This is a genomic window from Nocardia sp. NPDC088792 (genome assembly GCF_044750615.1).
In the GTDB taxonomy this organism is placed as follows: domain Bacteria; phylum Actinomycetota; class Actinomycetes; order Mycobacteriales; family Mycobacteriaceae; genus Nocardia.
Genome location: NZ_JBIVKC010000001.1, coordinates 578,649 through 600,910, shown reverse-complemented (window position 1 = coordinate 600,910; position 22,262 = coordinate 578,649). Strand labels below are relative to the sequence as shown.

Annotated in this window: 18 protein-coding genes; 7 read left to right on the top strand and 11 right to left on the bottom strand. The window is 67.8% G+C overall.

Annotation, left to right across the window (positions count from 1 at the left end; all coding sequences use genetic code 11):
* Window positions 1-8: 8 nt before the first annotated feature.
* Together ACIP5Y_RS02975 and ACIP5Y_RS02970 are read right to left on the bottom strand one after the other, a co-directional pair.
* Window positions 9-1,112 carry a hypothetical protein gene (locus ACIP5Y_RS02975; RefSeq protein WP_400347051.1) on the bottom strand — a complete coding sequence of 368 codons (1,104 nt, stop codon included), beginning with the start codon at window positions 1,110-1,112 and terminating at the stop codon, window positions 9-11.
* Window positions 1,113-1,120: 8 nt separating this feature from the next.
* Window positions 1,121-2,257 carry a phosphotransferase family protein gene (locus ACIP5Y_RS02970; RefSeq protein ID WP_400347050.1) on the bottom strand — a complete coding sequence of 379 codons (1,137 nt, stop codon included), beginning with the start codon at window positions 2,255-2,257 and terminating at the stop codon, window positions 1,121-1,123.
* 356 nt (window positions 2,258-2,613) lie between these two features.
* Between ACIP5Y_RS02970 and ACIP5Y_RS02965 the strand changes: the two genes are divergently transcribed.
* Complete coding sequence (locus ACIP5Y_RS02965) at window positions 2,614-3,969, top strand: DoxX family protein (RefSeq protein ID WP_400347048.1); 1,356 nt, start codon at window positions 2,614-2,616, stop codon at window positions 3,967-3,969.
* A gap of 4 nt (window positions 3,970-3,973) precedes the next feature.
* Here ACIP5Y_RS02965 and ACIP5Y_RS02960 read toward each other — a convergent pair whose 3' ends face one another.
* Complete coding sequence (locus tag ACIP5Y_RS02960) at window positions 3,974-4,918, bottom strand: hypothetical protein (RefSeq protein WP_400347046.1); 945 nt, start codon at window positions 4,916-4,918, stop codon at window positions 3,974-3,976.
* Between the two features lie 120 nt (window positions 4,919-5,038).
* Here ACIP5Y_RS02960 and cobA point away from each other — a divergent pair, with 120 nt between their 5' ends.
* Window positions 5,039-6,328: a uroporphyrinogen-III C-methyltransferase gene (gene cobA, locus ACIP5Y_RS02955; RefSeq protein WP_400347044.1), complete on the top strand. Its 1,290-nt coding sequence runs from the start codon at window positions 5,039-5,041 to the stop codon at window positions 6,326-6,328.
* Window positions 6,329-6,377: 49 nt separating this feature from the next.
* A complete protein-coding gene (locus tag ACIP5Y_RS02950; RefSeq protein WP_400349081.1) occupies window positions 6,378-7,838 on the top strand; it encodes an MFS transporter in 1,461 nt (486 codons plus the stop codon).
* 13 nt (window positions 7,839-7,851) lie between these two features.
* Here ACIP5Y_RS02950 and ACIP5Y_RS02945 read toward each other — a convergent pair whose 3' ends face one another.
* Complete coding sequence (locus ACIP5Y_RS02945) at window positions 7,852-8,844, bottom strand: SMP-30/gluconolactonase/LRE family protein (protein ID WP_400347043.1); 993 nt, start codon at window positions 8,842-8,844, stop codon at window positions 7,852-7,854.
* A 58-nt stretch (window positions 8,845-8,902) separates the two neighbouring features.
* Between ACIP5Y_RS02945 and ACIP5Y_RS02940 the strand changes: the two genes are divergently transcribed.
* Window positions 8,903-9,538 carry a metal-dependent phosphohydrolase gene (locus ACIP5Y_RS02940; protein ID WP_400347041.1) on the top strand — a complete coding sequence of 212 codons (636 nt, stop codon included), beginning with the start codon at window positions 8,903-8,905 and terminating at the stop codon, window positions 9,536-9,538.
* Window positions 9,539-9,568: 30 nt separating this feature from the next.
* Here ACIP5Y_RS02940 and ACIP5Y_RS02935 read toward each other — a convergent pair whose 3' ends face one another.
* The 6 genes from ACIP5Y_RS02935 to ACIP5Y_RS02910 all read right to left on the bottom strand — a co-directional run bounded on the left by ACIP5Y_RS02935 (window position 9,569) and on the right by ACIP5Y_RS02910 (window position 16,382).
* Window positions 9,569-10,054 carry an Lrp/AsnC family transcriptional regulator gene (locus tag ACIP5Y_RS02935; protein ID WP_397002401.1) on the bottom strand — a complete coding sequence of 162 codons (486 nt, stop codon included), beginning with the start codon at window positions 10,052-10,054 and terminating at the stop codon, window positions 9,569-9,571.
* Between the two features lie 16 nt (window positions 10,055-10,070).
* Window positions 10,071-11,486: an NAD(P)/FAD-dependent oxidoreductase gene (locus tag ACIP5Y_RS02930; protein WP_400347039.1), complete on the bottom strand. Its 1,416-nt coding sequence runs from the start codon at window positions 11,484-11,486 to the stop codon at window positions 10,071-10,073.
* 134 nt (window positions 11,487-11,620) lie between these two features.
* Window positions 11,621-11,773: a hypothetical protein gene (locus ACIP5Y_RS02925; RefSeq protein ID WP_400347038.1), complete on the bottom strand. Its 153-nt coding sequence runs from the start codon at window positions 11,771-11,773 to the stop codon at window positions 11,621-11,623.
* A gap of 90 nt (window positions 11,774-11,863) precedes the next feature.
* Window positions 11,864-13,351: a gamma-aminobutyraldehyde dehydrogenase gene (locus tag ACIP5Y_RS02920; protein WP_400347036.1), complete on the bottom strand. Its 1,488-nt coding sequence runs from the start codon at window positions 13,349-13,351 to the stop codon at window positions 11,864-11,866.
* A gap of 156 nt (window positions 13,352-13,507) precedes the next feature.
* On the bottom strand, window positions 13,508-14,872 hold the full coding sequence (locus ACIP5Y_RS02915; protein ID WP_400347034.1) for an aspartate aminotransferase family protein: 1,365 nt from the start codon (window positions 14,870-14,872) through the stop codon (window positions 13,508-13,510).
* A 19-nt stretch (window positions 14,873-14,891) separates the two neighbouring features.
* Window positions 14,892-16,382 carry a CoA-acylating methylmalonate-semialdehyde dehydrogenase gene (locus ACIP5Y_RS02910; protein WP_400347032.1) on the bottom strand — a complete coding sequence of 497 codons (1,491 nt, stop codon included), beginning with the start codon at window positions 16,380-16,382 and terminating at the stop codon, window positions 14,892-14,894.
* 81 nt (window positions 16,383-16,463) lie between these two features.
* On the opposite strand from ACIP5Y_RS02910, the gene ACIP5Y_RS02905 reads away from it, so the two are divergent.
* Window positions 16,464-18,068 (top strand): PucR family transcriptional regulator, encoded by a 1,605-nt coding sequence (locus ACIP5Y_RS02905; protein WP_400347030.1) that lies wholly within the window; start codon window positions 16,464-16,466, stop codon window positions 18,066-18,068.
* Window positions 18,069-18,096: 28 nt separating this feature from the next.
* Here the strand turns inward: ACIP5Y_RS02905 and ACIP5Y_RS02900 are convergent, their stop codons facing one another.
* Window positions 18,097-19,590: a UbiD family decarboxylase gene (locus tag ACIP5Y_RS02900; RefSeq protein WP_400347028.1), complete on the bottom strand. Its 1,494-nt coding sequence runs from the start codon at window positions 19,588-19,590 to the stop codon at window positions 18,097-18,099.
* Window positions 19,591-19,659: 69 nt separating this feature from the next.
* Between ACIP5Y_RS02900 and ACIP5Y_RS02895 the strand changes: the two genes are divergently transcribed.
* Entirely contained in the window at window positions 19,660-20,568 is a 909-nt protein-coding gene (locus ACIP5Y_RS02895) for a LysR family transcriptional regulator (RefSeq protein ID WP_400347026.1), read from the top strand.
* 134 nt (window positions 20,569-20,702) lie between these two features.
* Complete coding sequence (locus tag ACIP5Y_RS02890) at window positions 20,703-22,208, top strand: alpha/beta fold hydrolase (protein WP_400347024.1); 1,506 nt, start codon at window positions 20,703-20,705, stop codon at window positions 22,206-22,208.
* Window positions 22,209-22,262: the final 54 nt, after the last annotated feature.

The following is a 22,262-nucleotide window of genomic DNA, read 5'->3' as shown; positions in this document are numbered from 1 at the left end:
CCTCGAGGTTAGGGCGCTACTGCGCCCCAGTTGGCGAAGCCGGTGGGGTCGTGGCGGCCCATGGTGCCGTGTTCGAAGAGGCCGTAGCCCTCGTCGGTGCCGCAGCGGGCCTTGCCGGCGTGGTCGATGACGCCGAAGGGGATGCGGCCGGCGATGGCGGGGTCGGTGATGTCGTAGAGGCGGGACTCGGACCAGTTGCGGCCCTTCCATTGGCCGTGTTGCCAGTCGGGGTCGCCGCCGTAGCCGCAACCGGCGTTGAGGGCGATGAAGGTGCCGGCTTCGACTTCTACTTCGAGGGGTTTGCCGTCGGGGGTGGTGAGGTCGAGGCGGACGGCGGTGGGGATGCGGGTGCCGGACTTGTAGGTGAGATGCACTCGCGGCCAGCCCAATTGCTCGATGCGGCCGTCTTTCCAGATGCGGGTGGCATCGTTGAGGGTGCGGAAGCCGTTGGGCTCCTCCTGCACGATTACGATGATCGAGTAGTCGTCGAAGCGCAGCGGCACGTACAGCCACCAGAAGCCTTCGGACGGCTCGTCGGCCACGCGGCCCGGCGGGTCGGATTCGCCGACGGGGCGGATGCCCCAGGAGCGGTCGCGGGTGCCGACCCAGGTGGACGGATCCACCGGGATATCGGTGCCGTCCACGTTCAGCGTGCCGGACCAGGTGCCGACCTGCGCGAACCGCTGGGCGTCGATGATCGGCCGGTTGAGCCCGGTGATGATGGTGTGCGGTTCCTCGCGCACCACCGGGAAGGAGCCCTCCCAGGTGAGGTCCGCGGACAGATCCTCGTGCTCGCACACCACGCGCAGCTTCTGCAGCGGTTCCAGCACCTCGATGCGGTAGCCGCCGACGGCGAGATCGGTGCTGCGCTGGACGAGTGCGTCGGAGAACCGCACCGCGCGCTGGGTGTCGCCGCGTCGCACGGTGACGAAGGCATCGGTCACGCCGAGGTTGGGGTACACGCCGAAGCCGGTGATGAGCATGGTCTCACCGGTGGTGTCGATGGCGTTGAAGTAGCTGCGGTCGTAGAAGTTCCGATCGCTGGTGGCCACCCGCGCCATGGGTAGCGGCGTCTGGTGGATGGGGAATTCATCGAGCGGTCCGATGATCATCAGTTCTCTCAATCCCAGGAGTAGGTGCCGTCGAGCAGGGCTTCCAGCAGGGGCCGGTGCATCACGTAGTCGTCGCGGTCGTCATTGTCGGCGGCCTCGCCGAAGTGGATCATGCGGCGGCGGATGCGGGCCATGACGATGCCGTGTCGCAGGGCGGAGTACATGAGGTACCAGTCGAGGTCGCGGACGGCGTGGCCGCTGAATTCCTCGTACAGTTTCTCGACATCGCCGCGCCGCATGTAGTCCGCGAGTCCGGCCTGGTCGAAGCGGGTGGCGATGTCCTGGAAGAACCGGTGGATGAGGATGGTCCAGGCGACGTCGAGTTCGCGCGGCCCGATGGCGGCCATCTCCCAGTCCAGGACCGCGACCGGATCGAATTCGTCGAACATGATGTTGCCGGGCCGGGCGTCGCCCCAGCTGAGCACGTCGTCGCTGGGTTCGGCGGGCCAGTTCGCTTCGAGCCACTCGAAGGCGCGTTCCAGGATCGGAATGCGGTAGCCGTCGTTCGCGAGCGCCCAGTCGTACCAGGCCTTCTGGGCGTCGAAATGCCGCCGCAGCGAGGAGCCTTCGCCCGCGAACATGGGGAAGCGTTCGGCCGGATTGTCGATCGAGTGCACCTTGGCGATGGCCGCGACGGTGTGCCGGGTGATGGCGTACCGCTGTTCGGGGGTGGCGTCGAAGAGCCAGCCGGTGAACACGTAGGGCGGATTGTCCTCGGGTACACGGCCACTCACGCGGCGCATGACGAAGAACGGTGCGCCGAGCGCATTGTCGGATCCGGTCTCCAGCCAGCAGAGGGTCGGCACCGGCAGATCGGTGGCCTCGGCGACGCCGGCGATGACCGCGAATTGCGTAGCCAGGTCGTACTTCTCGAAGACGGGGAAGGCGTCGGCGTCCGGCGCGAGCCGGGCCACGAAGGAGCCGCCGGCGGGTTGCCCGTGCTCGGACCATTCGGCGTCGAACAGCAGCGTGGTGCTGGACATGCCGCCCGTTTCCGGCCGCGTGATCGAGGTGACCTTCGGCTCCTCGTCGGCCTCGACCTTGGTGCCGAGCCACTGCGCCAGCTCGGTGGCGAGCAGATCGATGTCCTGGCCCGAGACGGTGAGGTGCTGCCGCTGGTTGGGATCGGCGTCGGCCGATGTCATGGGTCCTCCTGCACAGGGGATAGCGAGACGTGTCAACGGATTACGTACATCTGGACACTAGTGGCCCGGTGGTGTAAGCCGCGATTCCGCGTTGGCTGAAATGTAACGCGTTCCAATTAGCTCCGGTAGGGAAAACGTGAGGCCAATTTCACGAGTACCGGTCACCGGGATGGCGGCTTGGCCGCATTCCTCTACTCGTGCTGCCACGTAATACCCGAGGAGGACAAACGGAACATACTCCAGGTGTATCGACAGGGTGGGCGAAACCCGGGTGGGATCGAGGAAACCTGGATGCGCGGCAGCCTGCCCGCGTCCTACCGTCGAGAAGTTCACATGCTGACAGGAGGGGATGCGGGATGAGTCTGCTGACAGTCGATACCGGCGCCGCGCCGGAGGTGAGCGAACCGGATGTGCCGAAGAGCTGGAATCCGTTCACCCGCTTGGTTTTCCGCTTCACCTTCCTGTACTCCGGGCTGTTCTGCCTCTTCTATCCGCAGCCGATATTCGCCTTCCTCGGCCCGATCCAGCACTGGGTGCCCGACAACTGGTTCCGCTGGTGGGTCGACCTCAGCGCGCCCGTGGTGCGCTGGGCCGGCCGGACCGTGTTCGACACCCGGCTGGTCCTGCACGACGGCGGCAGCGGCGACCAGGCCATCCTCTGGGTGCTGGTGTTCTGCATCCTGGTCGTCGCGGTGGCGGGAACCGCGGTGTGGAGCGTGCTCGACCGCAGGCGTCGCGAATACCGTTGGCTGGCCGGGTGGTTCCTGCTTTTCATCCGGCTCTGCGTGGCGGGCCAGATGTTCTTCTACGGTTTCGCCAAGGCGATTCCGAACCAGATGCCGGATCCGGGTCTGGTCGATCTGCTGATGCCGTACGGCGAGTTCTCGCACATGTCGGTGCTGTGGTCGCAGGTCGGCGTCTCACCGGTCTACGAGAGCCTGCTCGGCATCGCCGAGATCACCGGCGGACTCCTGCTCCTGCTGCCGCGCACGCAGCTGGCCGGCGTGCTGCTGAGCATCGTGAGCATGGCGCAGGTGTTTGTGCTGAACATGACCTTCGACGTGCCGGTCAAGCTGCTGTCGTTCCACCTGCTGCTGCTCGGACTGGTATTGCTGGCGCCCGAGGCGCCACGGCTGGCCGCCTTTCTCACCGGCGGGGCCACCGGTCCCTCGACCACGCCGCAACCGTTCCGTACCCGCCGGTCGTGGCGCATCGCGGCCGCGCTGCAGGTGGTCCTCGCTGTGTGGTTCGCGATCCCCTGCATCTGGGAGGGGATGGACAGTTACCACCAGTACGGGCTGGGCCGGCCGAAGTCCGAGCTGTACGGCATCTGGGTCGTCACCGACTTCAGCCGGGACGGTCGGCCGGTGCCGCCGTTGCTCACCGATGAGACACGCTGGCGGCGAGTGGTTTTCGACTACCCGCAGTTCGCGTTCTATCAGAAGATGGACGATTCGCTGGCCGTGGCGGATGTGCAGATCGACAGCGGCGCACACCGATTGGTATTGAGCGACAAGACCGGCGCGGCGCAGGGCACCCTGACCTATGACCGCCCCACGCCGGACCACATGGTGCTGACCGGTGAACTGAACGGCCATCCGGTGGTCATCGCCCTCGACCGCACCGACCTGGGCAAGCTACCCATCCGGCGCAGCGGCGGTCTGCACTTGATCCAGGAGAACGCCGACTTCGGCGCGGTGGTCGGGGAGTGAGACGTCACCGGGGACCGAGATCCCCGATCTGGTTGATCCAGTTCGGATTCGGCGCATAGAACGCGCCGGTCCCCGGGACGAACGCCTGCCGGGCATCCGCATTGCCCAGCAGGCGGGCCGCCAGCCAGGCCGTGGGATACCCGAGATACCCGTACACGCCCTCCACACATGGCCAGGAGGCAGTGGCGCAATCCGGTTGTCCCTGAACATCATTGTGATTCGGCCCGATCAGCGTGCCCCACACCTTGGGCACGCCCGCCGGAACGGCGTCGTAATACGCGCGCATCGATTGCAGGCCGACCAGCTGTGCCGGCAGCCCTTGCTCCGACGGCGCGATGATGCCATCCGACGAGCCGTTCACCAGAAACACCGAACCCCCGGTCAGACTTCGAGTATCGGGACACCACGACCCGGTGCTGCACCAGATCTGCGCCGGCAGCTCGATCGGCACCGCCGTCCGGATCCGCCCGCCGGATCGGATCATGGCATTGAGCGCCCCGGTAGCACCCTGCGAATGCCCCACCGCCGCAACGGCATCCGCATCGAGCCGATCATGAAAGACACTGCCCGGATCGGCGGCACGCCCCAGCAGGTAATCCACCGCCCCGGCGATATCGGCCCCGGAACCGGTCTGCGCGTTCTCGGTGGCGATCACCACGAACCCCCACGACGCCAGATGCGAAAGCAGATAGGCGTATTGGTTCGGATGCGCGGCGGTGCCGTCGCCCCAGGTAATGATGGGGTGCCGGAAGCCGCCCGCGCCGAGATCGGCCGGATACCAGATGTCGTAGGCGGCGCCGGTGGAATCGCAGCAGCCGAAACCTTGCTGGGCGGTCACCGCCCACGGCCCCGGCCCGGAGTACTTCGTTTCGACTCCCGGGGAGGGGACATAGGTCTGGGCGTTCGCCGTGACCGGCACGGTGAGCGGCAGCAGCAGAGCAATTCCCATGGCAAGCATTCCGAACACCACACGGCTTCTCATAACCCCACGGCGCTTCATAGCAGAAGAGCATAGAAGTAAGCCGGGTGCGTGTGATGCGTGTGCGCGCAGGCCGTAATCTCAGTCCTTGTGCAGAATGCGTCAGCCACCCCCGAGGACCAGGCAGGATCGAATGCCGGAGGAGACCCCAATTACTTGGTGGGTCTCGATCTGAGCGGTCGCCGTGTCGTCGTGGTGGGCGGCGGGACGGTCGCCCAGCGTCGCCTCGGCCTGCTCATCGCCTCGGGCGCGGAGGTGCACGTGATCAGCCGTGAGGCCACCCCGGCCGTCGAGGGAATGGCGAGCTCCGGCCTGCTGAAACTGGAACTGCGCGATTACGCCGACGGCGATCTGGACGGCGCCTGGTACGCCATGGCCTGCACGAACGAACCCGATACCAATGCGGCCGTGGTCGCGGAGGCCACCCGGCGGCGCATCTTCTGCGTGCGCGCCGACACCGCCCGCCTGGGCACCGCGGTCACTCCCGCGACCGCGCGCCACGACGGCATGACCCTGGGCGTGCTCGCGGGCGGTCAGCACCGTCGTTCGGCCGCGGTGCGCAACGCACTGCTGGAGGCGCTGCAATCCGGTGTGGTGACCGATGATTCGGCTCCGGTGGCGCCCGGGGTGGCGCTCATCGGTGGCGGTCCCGGCGATCCGGACCTCATCACTGTGCGTGGCCGTCGGCTGCTGGCGCGGGCGAATCTGGTTGTGGCGGACCGGCTCGCGCCGCCGGAGCTGCTCGCCGAGCTCGGTCCCGAGGTCGAGGTGATCGATGCCGCCAAGATTCCGTACGGTCGCGCCATGGCCCAGGAGGCCATCAACAAGGCGCTCATCGAGGGTGCGCGGGCGGGCAAGCTCGTGGTTCGTCTCAAGGGCGGCGACTCCTATGTGTTCGGTCGCGGCTACGAGGAACTCGAGGCGTGCGTCGAGGCGGGTGTGCCGGTGACGGTGGTCCCGGGCGTGACCTCCGCCATCTCGGTTCCGGCGCTGGCCGGTATTCCGGTGACGCATCGCGGTGTCACGCACGAATTCGTGGTCGTCTCCGGCCATGTGGCCCCCGACCACCCGGATTCCCTGGTCGACTGGCCCGCCCTGGCCCGGTTGCGTGGCACGATCGTGCTGCTGATGGCCGTCGAACGCATCGAGAAGTTCGCCGCAGCCCTCCTCGAAGGCGGCCGCGCTGCGGAGACTCCCGTCACCGTCGTCCAGGAGGGCAGCCTCCGTACCCAGCGGATCCTGCGCGCCGACCTCGCTACGGTCGCCGAACGCGTGCGTGCCGAGGCGATCCGCCCGCCCGCCATCATCGTCATCGGCCCGACCGCGGGTTTCACCGCGGGCGCCCCCGATGACGTGCGCCGGGATGAGAGCACTCACTGACCGGGGCATCCACTACAGTGGCGGGGTGCTCGATAACCCCGCTGCGACGATGCAGTATCCGGTGACCAAGCGGGCGTTCGGGCTCGCCATTCTCGTGTTGAGCGGGCTGCAGTTGATGGTGGTGCTCGACGGCACCGTCATGATCCTGGCGCTCCCGCGGGTGCAGGAGCAGTTGGGACTGTCCAATGCGGGCAGTGCGTGGACGGTGACGGCGTACGGCCTGCCGTTCGCGGGTCTCATGCTGCTGGGCGGGCGGCTCGGCGACTCGTTCGGTCGTAAACGGATGCTGATCATGGGCGTCGCCTTGTTCACGCTGGCTTCGGCGCTGTGCGGTACCGCGCAGAACGAGGCCTGGCTGATCGCGGCCCGCGCCCTGCAGGGCACCGGTGCGGCGATTGCCGCGCCGACCGCATTCGCCTTGGTGGCCAGCACTTTCGCGCCCGGCCCGGCCCGTAATCAGGCGGTCGCGATCTTCGGATCCATGGTCGGTATCGGTTCGGTCGGCGGTCTGGTGATCGGTGGTGCGCTGACGCAGGTGGATTGGCGCTGGATCTTCTGGATCAATGTGCCGATCGGCATCCTGATCGTGATCGGCGCCCTCTACGAGCTACGTGACACCGAGCACCACCGCACCTCCTTGGATGTGCGTGGCGCGGTGCTCGGCACCCTGGCCTGTGCGGCCATCGTCTTCGGCGCGACCGAGGGACCCGAAATGGGCTGGGGCAGTCCGATAATCCTCGGGGCGCTCATCGGCGGTCTGGTGCTGCTGCTGGCCTTCGTCTTCGCCGAGCGTAATGTGCTGAATCCGCTGCTGCCGTGGTCGCTGTTCGACAGCCGCGACCGCGTGATCTCCTTCGTCGCCATCTTCCTGGCCTCCGGCGTGCTCGGCGCGACCACCTTCTTCGTGGCCCAGTTCCTGCAGAATGTGCTCGGTTACAGCCCGCTCATGGCGGGTCTGGCCAGCATCCCGTTCACGCTCGGCGCGGGCGTGGGCACCGGTATCGCGTCCAAGGCCGTGCAGTTCGTGCAGCCGCGCTGGCTGTTGTTCGGGGCGGCGCTGGTGCTGGCGGCGGGCCTGGCCTTCGGTTCCACGCTGGATCGTTCCGTGCACTACTTCCCGACGCTGCTGATCCTGCTCGGCGTGGTGGGCGCGTGTGTGGGCATGACCATCGTGATCCTGCCGCTGTGTGTACTGGTCGGCGTGGACATGGCGAATATCGGCCCGCTGTCCGCGGTCGGGCAGATGTTCATGAACATGGGCACCCCGTTCGCGGTCGGCCTGCTGAGCCCGGTGGCCCTCTCTCGGACACTGTCGCTGGGCGGCAAGTCCGGCAAGGTCACCGAGATGACATCGACCCAGATCGGTGCGCTGGGTAGCGGCTACATGCTGGTGCTGGGAGTGTGCGCCATCGGCACCGCGATCATGGGCGTGCTCGCCCTGACCCTGCGCTACACACCCGCCCAGCTGGCCCAGGCCCAGCACGCCCAGGACGAGGCCCAGAAGAACTGACGGCCGGGCCGAACTAGGGCACCTGTACTACGGCGATAGCCGTTTCGCTCAGGCTGCCCAGGTACAGCGTGCCGTTCTGTTCGGCCACGCCGGTCACCATGCCGTAGTCGGTGCCTTCGTGCTGCAGGTCATGGACCAGCCGGCCGTCGAAGCCGTAGGCCATGATCCAGACAGTGCGGGCCGGTTTCGGTTGCAGCGCTTCGGGAATCGCCCACACCAGCTGCCGCAGGATGCCGGGCAGCGGAAGCAGTGTGTCCAGCAATGGATTTCGCGGCGCGACCATCGCCACCCACACCAGTCCGTCACTACCCAGGCCCATATTGTCGGGGAAGGCAGCCAGGTTCTCGGCGAAGTAATCGGTGGTCCCGGCCTGCGGCCCGGTCAGCCAGTGCCGCCGGATGCTGTAGCCGCCGGTCTCGGCGACCAGCACGCACGAGCGGTCCGGGGCGAGCACGATGCCGTTGCCGAAATCCAGTCCGTCGATGAGGATTTCGACGCTGCCGCCGGGATTGCGCCGCATGAGCCGGCCGGTGCCGGAGTGCTCCAGCATGTCGCCCATGTATTGCTGCAGCGGCCAGTTCCGGGTGGACTCCGAGAAGTAGATGGTGCCGTCGGTATCGGCGACCACATTGCTGGGGAAGTTCAGCGGCTTGCCCTCGACCTCGGAGACAAGCACCTCGAGCTGCCCGCCCGGCTTGTCGAGGCGCAGCAGTCCGCCCCCGAAATCGCAGATGAGCACGGCCCCATCGGGTTCGGCGTGCAGGCCCAGCGGCCGGCCCTTGGTGTGCGCGATCTGCTCGACGGCCCCGGTCTCGGGATCGACCGCCAGGATCGCGCCGTTCTCCAGTCCGGTGAGTACCCGGCCGTCCGGGGCGAGCACCACATCCTCGGGTCCACGTCCGGGGAGTTCCAACAGCCGGACCGGCGGTAATGGTGGGACGCTGCGGGTTTCACGGGCGCGGGCCGTGGCCTTGGGCGGGGTCCAGCGGCGCGGTTGCATAGACATGGCTCACAGTAACCTCGAGAGGGTGTCGCCCGGTCGGCATATTCGGCAGACTGCCTGGATGGACACGAGTCTGGACACGGAGTTGCTGAACCGCTGGACGAAACTGGCCGGCGACGCTGCCCGTGCGGTGGGGGTGGACCTGGTGCGCCGCTACAGCGAGCCGCATCGGCGGTATCACACCGTCGAGCATCTGGCGGCGATGCTCGCGGTGATCGACGATCTGGCCGCGGACGCAACGGATATCGATGCGGTGCGGTATGGGGCGTTCTTTCATGACGCGGTCTACGAGGTGGACGGCACCGACAATGAAGAGGCCAGCGCGCGGCTGGCCGAGGACACGCTTCCGGGGCTGGGCGTCCCGCCGGACACGGTGGCGGAGGTGGCGCGCCTGGTGCGGCTCACCGGCGGGCATCATCCCGCTCCGTCCGATCGCAACGGCGCGGTGCTCTGCGATGCGGATCTGGCCATTCTGGCGGCCGACGAATCCACTTATGCCGCATACACTTCCGCCGTGCGCGCCGAATACGCCCACGTCCCGGACGAGCTGTTCCGCGCGGGCCGGGCGGCGGTGCTGCAGGGCCTGGTCGATCAGGAGCGGCTCTTCCGCACCCCGACCGCCCAGGCCCGCTACGCCGCGGCTGCCCGTGCCAATCTCGCGGCCGAACTCGCTGCCCTCACTGCTCCCGTGGAGTGAGCCGGGGGGATCAGCGAATTCGGCTGCAAATCAGCGGGTTCCGTATTTGTAGGTCTGCTTGCGCAGCTTGAGGTAGACCATGATCTCCGCGTGCCGGACCCCGGCCAGGGTCCGGATCCGCGTCGACACGAGTTCCAACAGCGCCGCGTCATCCGGGCAGACGGCCTCGCACAGCAGGTCGTAGCGCCCGGCGCAGACCACCACGTAGTTGATCTCGTCGATGAGGGCCAGTGCGTCCGCCACCGGCTGCACCGGCCCGTCGACGGTGATCGCGATCATGGCCTGCCGGAACAGCCCGACCTGCAGCGGATCGGTGACCGCGACGATCTGGATGACCCCCGCGTCCGACAGCTTCTGCACGCGTTGCCGGACCGCCGCTTCCGATAGTCCTACCGCTTTTCCGATCGACGCGTACGCTCGCCGCCCGTCCTCCTGGAGTTCGGCGATGATGCGTTTGGAGATGTCGTCGAGTACCGGGCCGCCCCGGCCGGAATTAGCGTCGGGCACAGGGGTCATCCTTGTCGTAGTCAATTCAGCTGTCGAATCCCAGGCCGGTGTAGTCGAGGGTCTTCAACCACAGGTTACGGCGGCCGTGGTGGGCGTCGGCGCGGGCCAGCGACCAGCGGGTGAGGTTGATTCCGGCGGAGCGCAAGGGTTCCGGCGGCAGCGGCAGCGGCCGGGTGCGGACCAGCCGCAGCCGGGTGCGTTCGGTGTCGAGCCCCCACAACCGGTCCAGCATGACCTCCGCGCCGAACCTGGTCGCGCCCACCCCGAGCCCGGTGTATCCGGCAGCGTAGGCGAGCCGGCCCTTGTAGGCCGAGCCGAAGAAGGCACAGAACCGCGAGCAGGTATCGATGACCCCGCCCCAGCGGTGGGTGAAATGTAAACCGTCCAACTGCGGGAAGGTCTGGAAGAAATGCCGCGCCAGTGTTTCGAAGGTCTCCTCGTTGTATTCCAGTTGCGGCGCTATGCGATTGCCGTAGTGGTAGATGGCGTCGTAGCCGCCGAACAGAATGCGATTGTCACGGGTGAGCCGGTAATAGTGGAATCGATACGAGGCATCGCCGAGTCCCATGCGCGAACTCCAGCCGATGGCGTCGAGCTGTTCGCGGGTGAGCGGCTCGGTCATGAGCGCGTAATCGTAGACCGGCACCACATGCCGCGAAATTCGCGCCAGGGGTCCCTGGAATGCGCTGGTGCACAGTGCAACCCGGGGTGCGCGCACTTCGCCGTGCGGAGTGTGCAGCGCCAGCGCGCCGCCGTGTGAACGTGAAATGCGTTGCACGGGAGTGCCTTCGTAGATGCGCACACCCGATTCCAGGCAGGCGCGCCGCAATCCCCAGGCCAGTCGCGCCGGGTCCAGCATGGCCACGCCGTCGCGGTCCCACCAGCCGCCGAGGTAGGTGGGGGAGTGCACGTGCCGTTGCACGGCGGCGGCGTCCAGCAGTTCGCTGCGGTAGCCGAGGGAGGTGGCGGCGTCGTAGTTCTCCCGCAGCCATTCCAGCTCGTGGGGCGCGGTGGCGACCTCCATTTCGCCGGTGCGCTCGAAATCGCAGTCGATGCGGTAGCGCAGCACGGCGTCCTCGATGGCATCGAGATTCGCGCGGCCGAAGCGTTCCAGATCGTCTATCTCGTCGGGGAAGCGTTCCATCCCGTTGCCGAGCCCGTGAGTGAGGCTGGCGGAGCAGAAGCCGCCGTTGCGGCCCGAGGCGGCGTGGCCGCACATTCCGGATTCCACCAGCACCACATCGGAGCCGGGGTTCCGTTCCTTGGCCAGCAGGGCTGTCCACAATCCGCTGTATCCGCCGCCGATGACGGCCAGGTCGGCGTCGGTCGCGGTGGTGAGGGGCTCGGTGGGGACGGGCCGGTCGGGCCGGTCGGTCCAGTACGGCGTCGGCGCTGCTGCGGACAGTGCCGACGCCCACAGTTTGCTTCCTTTGGCCTGCATGGCCGATCAACTCCTTCTCTCTTGCCGTACGGTCCGGCCGTCCGGCCCAACAACGAGGTGCGTTGGTCTCGGGATGCGCGAAAGCCGCCGGAGATCGCCCGAAGCGGGGGATCTACCGGCGGCTTTCGCGGAAATCAGCTGGTGGCGGCGCGGTCATCGGAGCGGCGGCGCATGCGCAGTTGCCCGGCGATGACGAAGACCAGCAGTGCCATGGCGATGATTCGCGACGCGGCAAGGGGCTGCATGATGGACCGGAACGCCTTTCGGGGCGTCGGAAGGGGGTCCATTTCGGGGCTCCTGCGGTTGGCACAACGTGTGTGTGCGCCCGAGAATAACCCAAAAACGGCCCGCCGGCTGGAACCGTCGCCCAAATGCGCCTATCGCGGCCGGAAAATCACGTCATGCCACGGTTTGTGCGCGAGCCCGGTGATATCCGACATGACGTGCTTGATATTGGTGTATTCGTCGAACGCGTACGTGGACATGTCCTTGCCGAAACCGGAGGCCCGGTACCCGCCGTGCGGCATTTCGCTGATGATCGGAATGTGGTCGTTGATCCACACGCAACCGGCCTGGATTTCCCGGCTCGCCCGCTGGGTGCGGAACACATTCGAGGACCATGCCGAGGCGGCGAGTCCGTAGGGCGTGTCATTGGCGAGGGCGATGGCTTCGTCGTCGGTGTCGAAGGGCAGCACCACCAGGACCGGGCCGAAGACCTCCTGCTGCACGATCTCGGAATCCTGTGCCGCGCCGATGATGAGCGTCGGCTCGTAGTACGCGCCGCCGGCCGGGGTGTGGTCCGGAATCCGGCCGCCCCGAACGATTTTCGCGCCCGCCTCGCGCGCCCGGTCGACCAGGTCGCTCACCTTGTCCCGGTGCGGCAGCGAGATGAGCGGGCCCAGATCGGTTTCCGGGTCCTCCACCGGTCCGAGCCGCACCTGATCCATGAGATCGGCCACCCGGCTCACGAATTCGTCGAACAACGGACGCTGGACATAGGCGCGGGTGGCAGCGGTGCAGTCCTGCCCGGTATTGATGAGCGACCCGGCCACCGCGCCACGCGCCGCCGCCTCGATATCGGCATCGTCGAACACCACGAAAGGCGCCTTACCGCCGAGCTCCAGGTGCACCCGCTTGACCGAGCCCGCCGCGGCGGCTGCCACCCGGCGGCCCACCCCGGTGGATCCGGTGAACGACACCATGGCCACCTCCGGATGTTCGACCAGCGCCTGCCCGGCCGCCGCACCCGTCCCGGTGACGATATTGATCACGCCAGCGGGCACACCCGCCGCGATCGCGGTCTCCGCGAACAGCAGCGAGGTGAGCGGCGTGAGCTCGGAAGGCTTGAGTACCACGGTGTTTCCCGCCGCCACCGCGGGCAGGATCTTCCACGCGGCCATCTGCAATGGATAGTTCCACGGTGCGATGGAGCCGATCACGCCGAGCGGCTCCCGCCGGATCGACGAGGTGTGATCGCCGGAGTACTCGGCCGCCGCCTTTCCCTCCAGATTCCTTGCCGCACCGGCGAAGAACGCCGTGTTGTCGATGGTCCCCGGCACATCGAACTCGCTCGCCAGCCGAATCGGCTTACCCGCGTTGCGGCTCTCCATCGCCGCGAATTCGGCTGCGCGCCCGCGCAATACCCGCGCCCACTCGTGCATGATGTCCGACCGCGCGCCCGGGGTCGCCCCCGCCCACTGCGGAAAGGCCGCACGAGCCGCGGCCACGGCGGTATTCACGTCCGAGGCGTCCGCGCCCGCCCCCGATACGATGACGTCGCCGTCGGCGGGCGCGAGGACGGACAGCGCCGCCCCCGAACCCGTACGTCGTGCGCCGTCGATGAACTGCAGTTCTTGTGCGCCCACTGCGCGCTCCTCACTGGTCGAATACACGATGCGGGACTCCAGATTCGCTGCCGCCCAGGCTGTGCCGCAAGTGCCCGCGGCACCCGTACGACGAGGTATGGCCCGGCGCGAGCGAGGGTACTCGGGCGCGCCGGGCCGGGCATGGTCTGTCGTAGCTCAGGTCGTGTACCCATCTGCGATGGTGAGGGCCTGGTCCAGGATGGCCAGGCCCTCCTTCGTCTCGCCTTCGGTGATGGTGCAGGGCGGCACCACGTGCAGGCGGTTGAAGTTCACGAACAGCAGCAGACCGGCGGCCTTGGCGGCGGCGACGGTTTCGGTCATGGCCGGGCTGGTGCCGCCGTAAGGGGCGAGGGGTTCGCGGGTTTCGCGGTCGCGCACGAGTTCCACCGCCCAGAAGACGCCGAGACCGCGCACCTCGCCGATGCTGGGGTGGCGTTCGGCGAGTTCCCGCAGGCCGGGGCCGATTACGCGGGCGCCGATATCGGCGGCGTTCTCGACTATGCCCTCCTCCCGCATGGCATTGACGGTCGCCACGGCCGCCGCGGTCGCGAGGGGGTGGCCGGAGTAGGTGAGGCCGCCCGGGTAGACGCGATTGTCGAAGGTCGCGGCGATGTGCGGGGCGATGGCCACGCCGCCGAGCGGCACATAACCGGAGTTGACGCCCTTGGCGAAGGTGATGAGGTCGGGCACGACGTCGAAATTGTCGATGGCGAACCATTTCCCGGTGCGGCCGAAGCCCGCCATCACTTCATCGGCGATGAAGACGATGCCGTGGCGGTCACAGAGTTCGCGGACGCCGGCCAGGTATCCCGGTGGGGGAACCATGATTCCGGCGGTGCCGGGCACGGATTCCAGGATGATGGCCGCGATGGTGTCGGGGCCCTCGAGCGCGATGGTCTGCTCGAGATGCTCCAGTGCCCGCTGCGATTCCTCGGCCTCGGTGCCCGCGTAGAACTGCGAGCGGTAGAGGAACGGCCCGAAGAAGTGCACGACGCCACTGTTGCCGTGGTCGTTGGGCCAGCGGCGGGGGTCGCCGGTGAGGTTGACCGCCGTCTCGGTGCCGCCGTGGTACGACCGGTACCGCGCAAGGACTTTCGGCCGTCCGGTGTGCAGGCGAGCCATGCGCACCGCGTGCTCGACGGCGTCCGCGCCGGCATTGGTGAAGAAGATCCGGTTCAGCTCGCCGGGGGTGTGCTCGGCGATCAGCCGGGCCGCTTCCGAGCGGGCGTCATTGACGTAGCCGGGCGCGATGGTGCACAGCTTGGCGGCCTGCTCCTGGATGGCCGCGACCACCTTCGGATGCTGATGCCCGATATTGGTGTTCACCATCTGCGAGGAGAAGTCCAGCAGCCGGTTGCCGTCGCCGTCCCACACGTACGAGCCCTGAGCGGCGCTGATCACCATGGGTTTCAGCGCCGCCTGCGCGGACCAGGAGTGGAAGACGTGCTTGCGGTCGAGTTCGTAGGCGCGGGCGGCCTGTGCCCGGGCGGTGTCCGGGGTGAGGCCATTGGGGAGGCTCATGGTGGCGGTCCTTCCGGGCTCAGTGGTTCTGCGGGAAGCCGAGGTTCAGCCCGCCGTGGCTGGGGTCGAGCCAGCGGGTGGTGACGGCCTTGGTGCGGGTGAAGAAGTGCACGCCGTCGACGCCGTGCGCGTGCGAGTCGCCGAACAGCGAGTTCTTCCAGCCACCGAAACTGTAGTAGGCCATGGGCACCGGGATGGGGACGTTGATGCCGACCATGCCCACCTCGACCTCGTTGTGGAAGCGCCGGGCCGCGCCGCCGTCATTGGTGAACAGGGCGGTGCCGTTGCCGTAGGGGTTGCCGTTGATGAGGGCGAGGGCCTCGTCGTAGGACTCCACGCGGACCACCGAGAGCACCGGGCCGAAGATCTCGTCGGTGTAGACGGTCATCTCGGTGGTGACATGGTCGAGAACGGTGGGGCCGAGCCAGAATCCGTCCGCCGCGCCGTCGGCCTCGACCGTGCGGCCGTCGAGCACGACGGTGGCTCCGGCCGATTCGCCCGCCGCGATGTAGGAGGCCACCTTGTCGCGGTGCACCTGGGTGACCAGCGGTCCCATATCGGTGCCCCGGGTGCCGTCGCCGGTGCGAATGGTCTCGGCCCGCTGCGTGATTCGCGCCACCAGATCGTCGGCGATATCGCCGACGGCAACCAGTGCGCTGATGGCCATGCAGCGTTCGCCCGCGGAGCCGAAGCCCGCGTTCACGGCGGCGTCGGCGGCCAGGTCCAGATCCGCGTCGGGCAGTACCACCATGTGGTTCTTGGCCCCGCCGAGCGCCTGCACCCGTTTGCCGTGCTTGGTGCCGTTCTCGTACACGTACTTGGCGATGGGTGTGGACCCGACGAACGAAACCGCCTTGATGGCAGGGTTTTCCAGCAGTTCGTCCACCGCGACCTTATCGCCCTGGACGACATTGAACACGCCGTCCGGCAGCCCGGCCTCCTGCCACAGCGCCGCGATCCACAGTGACGCCGACGGATCCTTCTCGCTCGGCTTGAGCACCACGGTGTTTCCGGCCGCGATGGCGACGGGGAAGAACCACATGGGCACCATGGCGGGGAAGTTGAACGGCGAGATGACGGCGACCGGCCCGAGCGGCTGGCGCACGGAGAAGATGTCGACCTTGGTGGAGGCGTTCTCGGTGTATCCGCCCTTCAAGAGGTGCGGTATGCCGCAGGCGAATTCGACCACCTCGAGTCCGCGGGTGACTTCGCCCAGCGCATCGGCGAGCACCTTGCCGTGTTCGGCGGTGATGAGGGCCGCGAGCTCTTCCTTGCGCTCGTTGAGCAGTTCGCGGAAGCGGAACAGCACCTGGGTGCGCTTGGTGAGGGAGGCGTCGCGCCAGGCCGGGAAGGCCGCGGCGGCGGCGTCCACGACCGCCCGCACATCGGCGGCGTCGGCGAGGGCGACCTGTGCGGTCACCGCGCCGGTGGCCGGGTTGGTGACGGGCGCGGTGGCGCTGCTGGTGCCGGCGAAGGGCTTGCCGTCGAGCCAGTGGGCGATGGTCTGCATGGCTACCACTCTGCATCCGATCGGCCGGTTCGGCGGCCGACGATATGTACATGTTTTCGGCTGTCGTATTACGATTCGTCGGTGCTCCTTACCGTCGCGGACATCCTTGCCATACCGGTGGTGCGTGCCGGGGAGCCGGAGGTCGCGGGCGGTGGGTCGCTGGATCGACCGGTGCGCTGGGTGCACGTGAGCGAACTGCCGGACGTGGCGAAGCTACTGGTCGGCCGGGAACTGATCCTGACCACCGGGCAGGCATTGTCCGGTGGCGAGGGGCCGGCGGTGGCCTATCTGGAAGCGCTTGCCGCGGCGGGGGTTTCGGGTCTGGTCGTGGAGTTGGGCACCTATCTGCGGGAGCTGCCGCCCGTGCTCGCGCAGACGGCGGATCGGCTGGGTCTGCCGATCGTGGTCCTGCACCGGGTGGTCCGGTTCGTGGAGGTGACCGAGGCGGTGCACCGCGTCATCGTGGCCGATCAGTACGCGGAGCTGGAGTTCGCGCGCACGGTGCACGAGACCTTCACCGCGCTGAGTGTGCGCCGCGCCGCACTCGCCGAAATCGTGAAAACCGCTGCGGGGATGCTGGACGCGTCGGTGGTGCTGGAGGACCTGACCCATCGCGTATTGGCCTCCGCCGCACGGCACATGTCCACATCGGTGCTGCTCGAGCGCTGGGAGACCACGTCGCGGCTGCTGCCCGACGAGGACGCGAATGTCGTTCCGGTGGGCCCGCACACGCAACGCTGGGGCCGGTTGATCGTGCGCTCCAGCCGGGTTCCGGGCACCCGGGCGCGCATGGTGCTGGAGCGCGCCGCGCAGACCCTGACCCTGCATCGCATGATCGAACGGGATCGCTTCGGCCTGCACCGGCAGGCCCAGACCGGGCTCATCGACGACATGCAGACCGGGCGCCTCACCGATGAGCGGGATGCGCTGGCCCTGGCCGCCGCCCTCGGCCTGGCTCGTCGCGCCCGCTATGTGCCCCTCGCGGTGGATGTCGCGGCGCCGGTCGAATCCGATCCGGTGGCGCAGCAGCGGCGTACGGCCGCCCTGCTGGACGCGGCCACCCACGGCATCGGCCTGGCCAAGGCCACCGCGCTGTGCGCACCCGACCACGGCAGCCGGATCAACCTGCTGCTGGCCGTATCCCGCACCGGGGAGCTCGACGAGATCCTCACCCGGGTCTGCCTGACGGTGCTGGCCGAGGTGCGGCGGGTGGCGGGCGTGGACCGGGCCGTCATCGGCGTCGGCACCGAATCCGAGTCGCTGCTCGATACCGCGCGCGAGCTGGCGCAGGCCGCGCATGTGGCGGAAGTTGCGCTGTCGCTGGTGTCCTCGGCGTCGCGGCCGTTCTACCGCAGCGGTGATGTGCGATTGCGCGGGCTGCTGTCGCTGATTCGCGACGAGCCCGGCGTACAGCGTTTCGCCGAAACCGAATTGAGCGCCCTGCTGCGCCACGACATCCGCCAGGCCGCGGATCTGACCAGCACCCTGCGGGCCTTCCTCGACCTGGCCGGCAACAAGACCGAACTCGCCAAGCGCCTCAATATCAGCCGCCCCACGCTCTACGACCGATTGTCCCGGATCGAGCGCATCCTGGACGTGGACCTGGACGACGGCGAGACCAGGACCTCGTTGCACGCCGCCCTGCTGATCCGCGACCTCGCGGCCGCGGATCTCGAAATACGCTGAGCGCCGGCGATAGCAGTGACGCTGCGTATCAGCGGTAGCCGTACTTCTCCCAGTTGTCGAGCACCAGCTGCTGCACTTCGGCGGGCCAGCCGTTCTGGAAGCTGCCCTTGATCGGTCGATCGTTCTCGTCGAAAAGGTCAGCCAGCAGGCAGTTGTAGACGACCTTGCCTGCCTTGTAGCTGTGCTGTTCCACCTCGGACAGGTAAACCGACAGCGCCGCGGTGAGTTCCGCGGGGAAATGCACCTCGCCGTGTTCCGGATGCGCGCGGGTCGCGAAGGCCCACACCACCTCGTCCACATTGGTGATGTCGATATCGTCCTCGACCAGCAGTACCTTCGGGACGCCGAATCCGGCCTTGCCCGCGAAGACGATATCGCCGACCTGCTGCGCGAGTTCGGCCGAGGACAGCCCCGTCGTCGCGTGCCAATCCGAGCGCACGGCGACGATCAGCCAGTGCACGGCGGATTCGTAGCTGAACCAGGTCGAGGCCACGGGCAGTTCGGCTTTGCGCAGTTCGAAGAGGATTTCGGCGGCGTGCATGGTGCCGATGCCGGTGTGGTCCTCCTCGACCGGCGGCCCGGCCGCGACCACCGGCAGGATGGCCCCGTCGCGGTAGGTGACGGCGGAGACGCGGAACAGCGGCTTGAGCGAATGCTCCCGGGCGTTGTAGCCGGGGTATTCGTTCATCGGCCCCTCTTCGACGGTCTCGTCGAACGAAATATGGCCCTCGATAACGATTTCCGCGGTGGCGGGCACCATGAGGTCGACGGTCTCGGCGGGCACCACCTCGATGCCCTCACCGAAAAGCGCGCCCAGGAAATGGGATTCGTCCGCGCCCTCGGGCAGCGGCATGGCGCCGACGAACGGCAGGCCGGGTTCGACGCCAAGGGCCAGGGCGATGGGCGTCGGTTTGCCTTCGGCGGCCCATTGCGCGCGGATGATGCCCAGGTGCTGCGGCCCGGGAATGAGGCACGCGAGGGTGTTCTTGCCGGCGACCATCATGCGGTTGACCGACCAGTTCGTCCAGGACCCGTCGGGCGTCTTGACGATGTTCATGCCCCAGGTCTGGATGTACCGGCCACCGTCATTGCCGTGAATCAGCGGTGTCGGGAACACATTCAGATCGACCTCGTTGCCGAGCACGATGTGCTCCTTGCACGGCGCGGTATCCGCCGCCACGACCTGCGGCGGAATGCCCGGCTTACTGCGCGCCGCGACAATGGCTTCGATGATCTCCTGCCCGGAGGCGCCGGCCGGCAGGCCGAGGGACAGTGCGATGCGCGCGAGCCGGTGTTCCGGCGCGGACAGTCCGCCGGGTGCGCCGAGCACCCGGAATCCGGTGTCCTCGTAGTCCTTGATGCTGGTGAACAGGGGTGCGGGTGCGCGCAGATCGTACGAGCGGCGAATGACGGCGCCGATCTCCAGATTCCAGTCGACGGTCTTGTCGATCCGCTGGATCTCGCCGATCTCCTCGAGCGCTTCGATGAACGCCCGCAAGCTCTTCAGATGTGAGGTAGCCACCGAGTCAGCGTTCCCCGGTTCGAGTTGGCTATCAATGGCGAGTTCCGGCAGTATCGATCAGCAATGCTAATGAGTGAATCAGCAGGTAATTTCCGGGTCGATCCAGCGGAATTGGAAGCCTTTCTCGTGCTCTCGGAGGAGCTCCATTTCGGCCGGACGGCGCAGCGGCTGGGGTTGTCCCAGCCGAGGGTGAGTCAATTGATCCGGTCCTTGGAGAACCGGATCGGGCGCAGGCTGGTGGATCGCACCAGCCGCCGGGTCCGGATCAATCCGCTCGGCGAGCAGCTACTGGCGGGGGTGGCGCCCGCCTTCGCCGATCTGTGGCAGGCCTTCGTGGAGGTCCGGGAGAGCGCGCGGCGCCTGCGCATCGGTTTCCTCGGACCCTACGGCAGCACGCTGGACGGGCCCATCGGGCGATTCCGCCGGCAGTATCCGGACTATCCGGTGTCGTTCATCCAGGTGCAGTGGACCGATATCTACGGCCCGCTGCGGCGCGGCGAGATCGACTGCCAGATCTCACTGGCCCCGGTCACCCAGCCGGATCTGACGGTCGGTCCCGAACTGGCGGTGTTCCCGCGGCTGCTGGCGGTCGGCCGCAGCCATCGCTGGGCGGGTCGCGCCGAGGTGGATATCGAGGAGCTGGCCGAGGTGCGGGTGATCCAGCCGCACCCGGATGTGGTGTTCGAGTTCGCGCGCAGCTTCTGGCCCGGGTCATCCACTCCCACGGGCCGCCCGATCGCGACCGCGCCCCCGGCGCGCACCGAGCCGGAGATGCTGAGCGCGGTGGCGCACGGCGAGGCCGTCTTCGTGACCACCGCCGCCATGCCGACCCGCTTCACGCATCCGGAGGTGGTGTTCGTGCCGTTCACCGGATTGCCCGCGGCGCGAACGCTGCTGGTGTGGCGCGCGGACAATGCCGACCCGAAGGTACTCGAGCTGGCCCGCCTCGCCGAGCAGGAGCGGGACGCCGTCCGATAACGCTGCCGCACCCCGGTTCGCGGATTCTTACACGCTTTTGTCATCGGCTTGCGAGGGCTTTGACGTCGCGCACCCAGGATCGTCCTCGACGTTCCGGGAAGAACCGGGACGCGAGGATCGAAAGGGGCTGCGGTATGCGCGTATTCGTGCGTTCGGCGGTGAGTGTGGCGCTGGCCGCCGCTGTCGTCGGCGGGATGATCACGGGGTGCGACAGCGCGGATTCGGGCACTGCCGCCAAGACTCCGGACTGGTGCCCGACGGTGGCCGGGCACACCGTCGACTGCGGTGTGGTGCAGCGTCCGCTGGTGGCGGGACAGCCCGATCTCGGCACGGTGGATGTGGGTTACGCGATGGTGCGGCGCACCGAGACCGGTACGCCCGCCGCGGGCACCGTGCTCCCCAATCCGGGCGGGCCGGGCGTGCCGTTGATTTCGCATGCCGCCGAAGCGGTGTCGGTGGCGCAGGAGCTGATCTCCGATCACGACCTGCTGCTGATCGACGCGCGCGGCACCGGGGTCTCCGGCCCGATGAACTGCGGCGTCGACAATGAACGCTTCGAATACGGCACCCGGGAAGAACAACTCGCGTCCGTCGAGAGCTGCGGTAAGCAGCTGGGTGCGCGCGCCGCAGGCTACACCACCGCCGCCACCGCCGACGATTTCGACGCCGTACGCGAGCAGCTCGGCATCGACAAGGTGGTGCCGTACGGCATCTCCTACGGCACCTATCTGATGCCGGTCTACGCGCAACGGCATCCCGACCACGTGCAGTCCATGGTGCTCACCGGCGCCTATCCGGCCGAGTTCGATCGGCTGCAGCGGCCCAATGCGGAGGCGGTTTCGCTGACGCTGCAACGCATCTGCGAGCGCAGCCGGGCCTGCGACGGCCCGACCGCGGTGGCGGACCTGACCACGGTGGCCGCGCGGCTGCGTGAACATCCGGTCGAGATTCAGCAACCGCATCCGATGCTGCTGGACGAGGGCAAGCTGGCGAACCTGGTCTTCGAGGCGGCCAGTACCAATGTCGGCGCGCAGCCCAAGGAGCTGACCGCGCTCGGCCTGTTGCCGTCGGCCCTGCACGCCGGGGCCCGCGGTGACGACAGCGGGCTGAAGGAATTCGTGCAGTCCGCCATGGGCGGTACCGGCTACGAGAACATGAACGCCTATATCACCGTGGCCTGCAACGACTATGCGACCTTGTGGTCGATGAACGCCCCGGTGCCGCAGCGGCAGCAGCAGTTCGACGCCGCGCTGGCCAAGGTGCCGGCGACGCTGGGCGCGTTCAGTGCGCGGGGCTGGGAGGACGGTCAGCGTGACGGCGGCGATATCTGCGTGCGCTGGCCGGGCATCGCGAATCATGAACGCCCCGACCAGGTCCGGACGGCGATGCCCGATGTTCCGGTGCTGGTGCTCTCCGGTGATCTGGATGCCATCACCCCGGATGCCAACGGCAAGCTGGTGGCCGCGAAGTTCGCCCGGTCCACCTTCGTCTCGGTGCCCAATACCGGTCACGTGCCGGACCTGGAGCCGAGCGGTTGCGTGGTGAGCATGATCGCCGGATTCGTCCGCACCGGCGCCGTGGCCTCGACCGAGTGCGTGGCCACCGTCCCGCCGATCGTGGTGAGACCGGTCACGAACTGAGCGCCCGCGACACACCGGCAAATCCACCACCGTCCAGACTGGACGCATGACCAC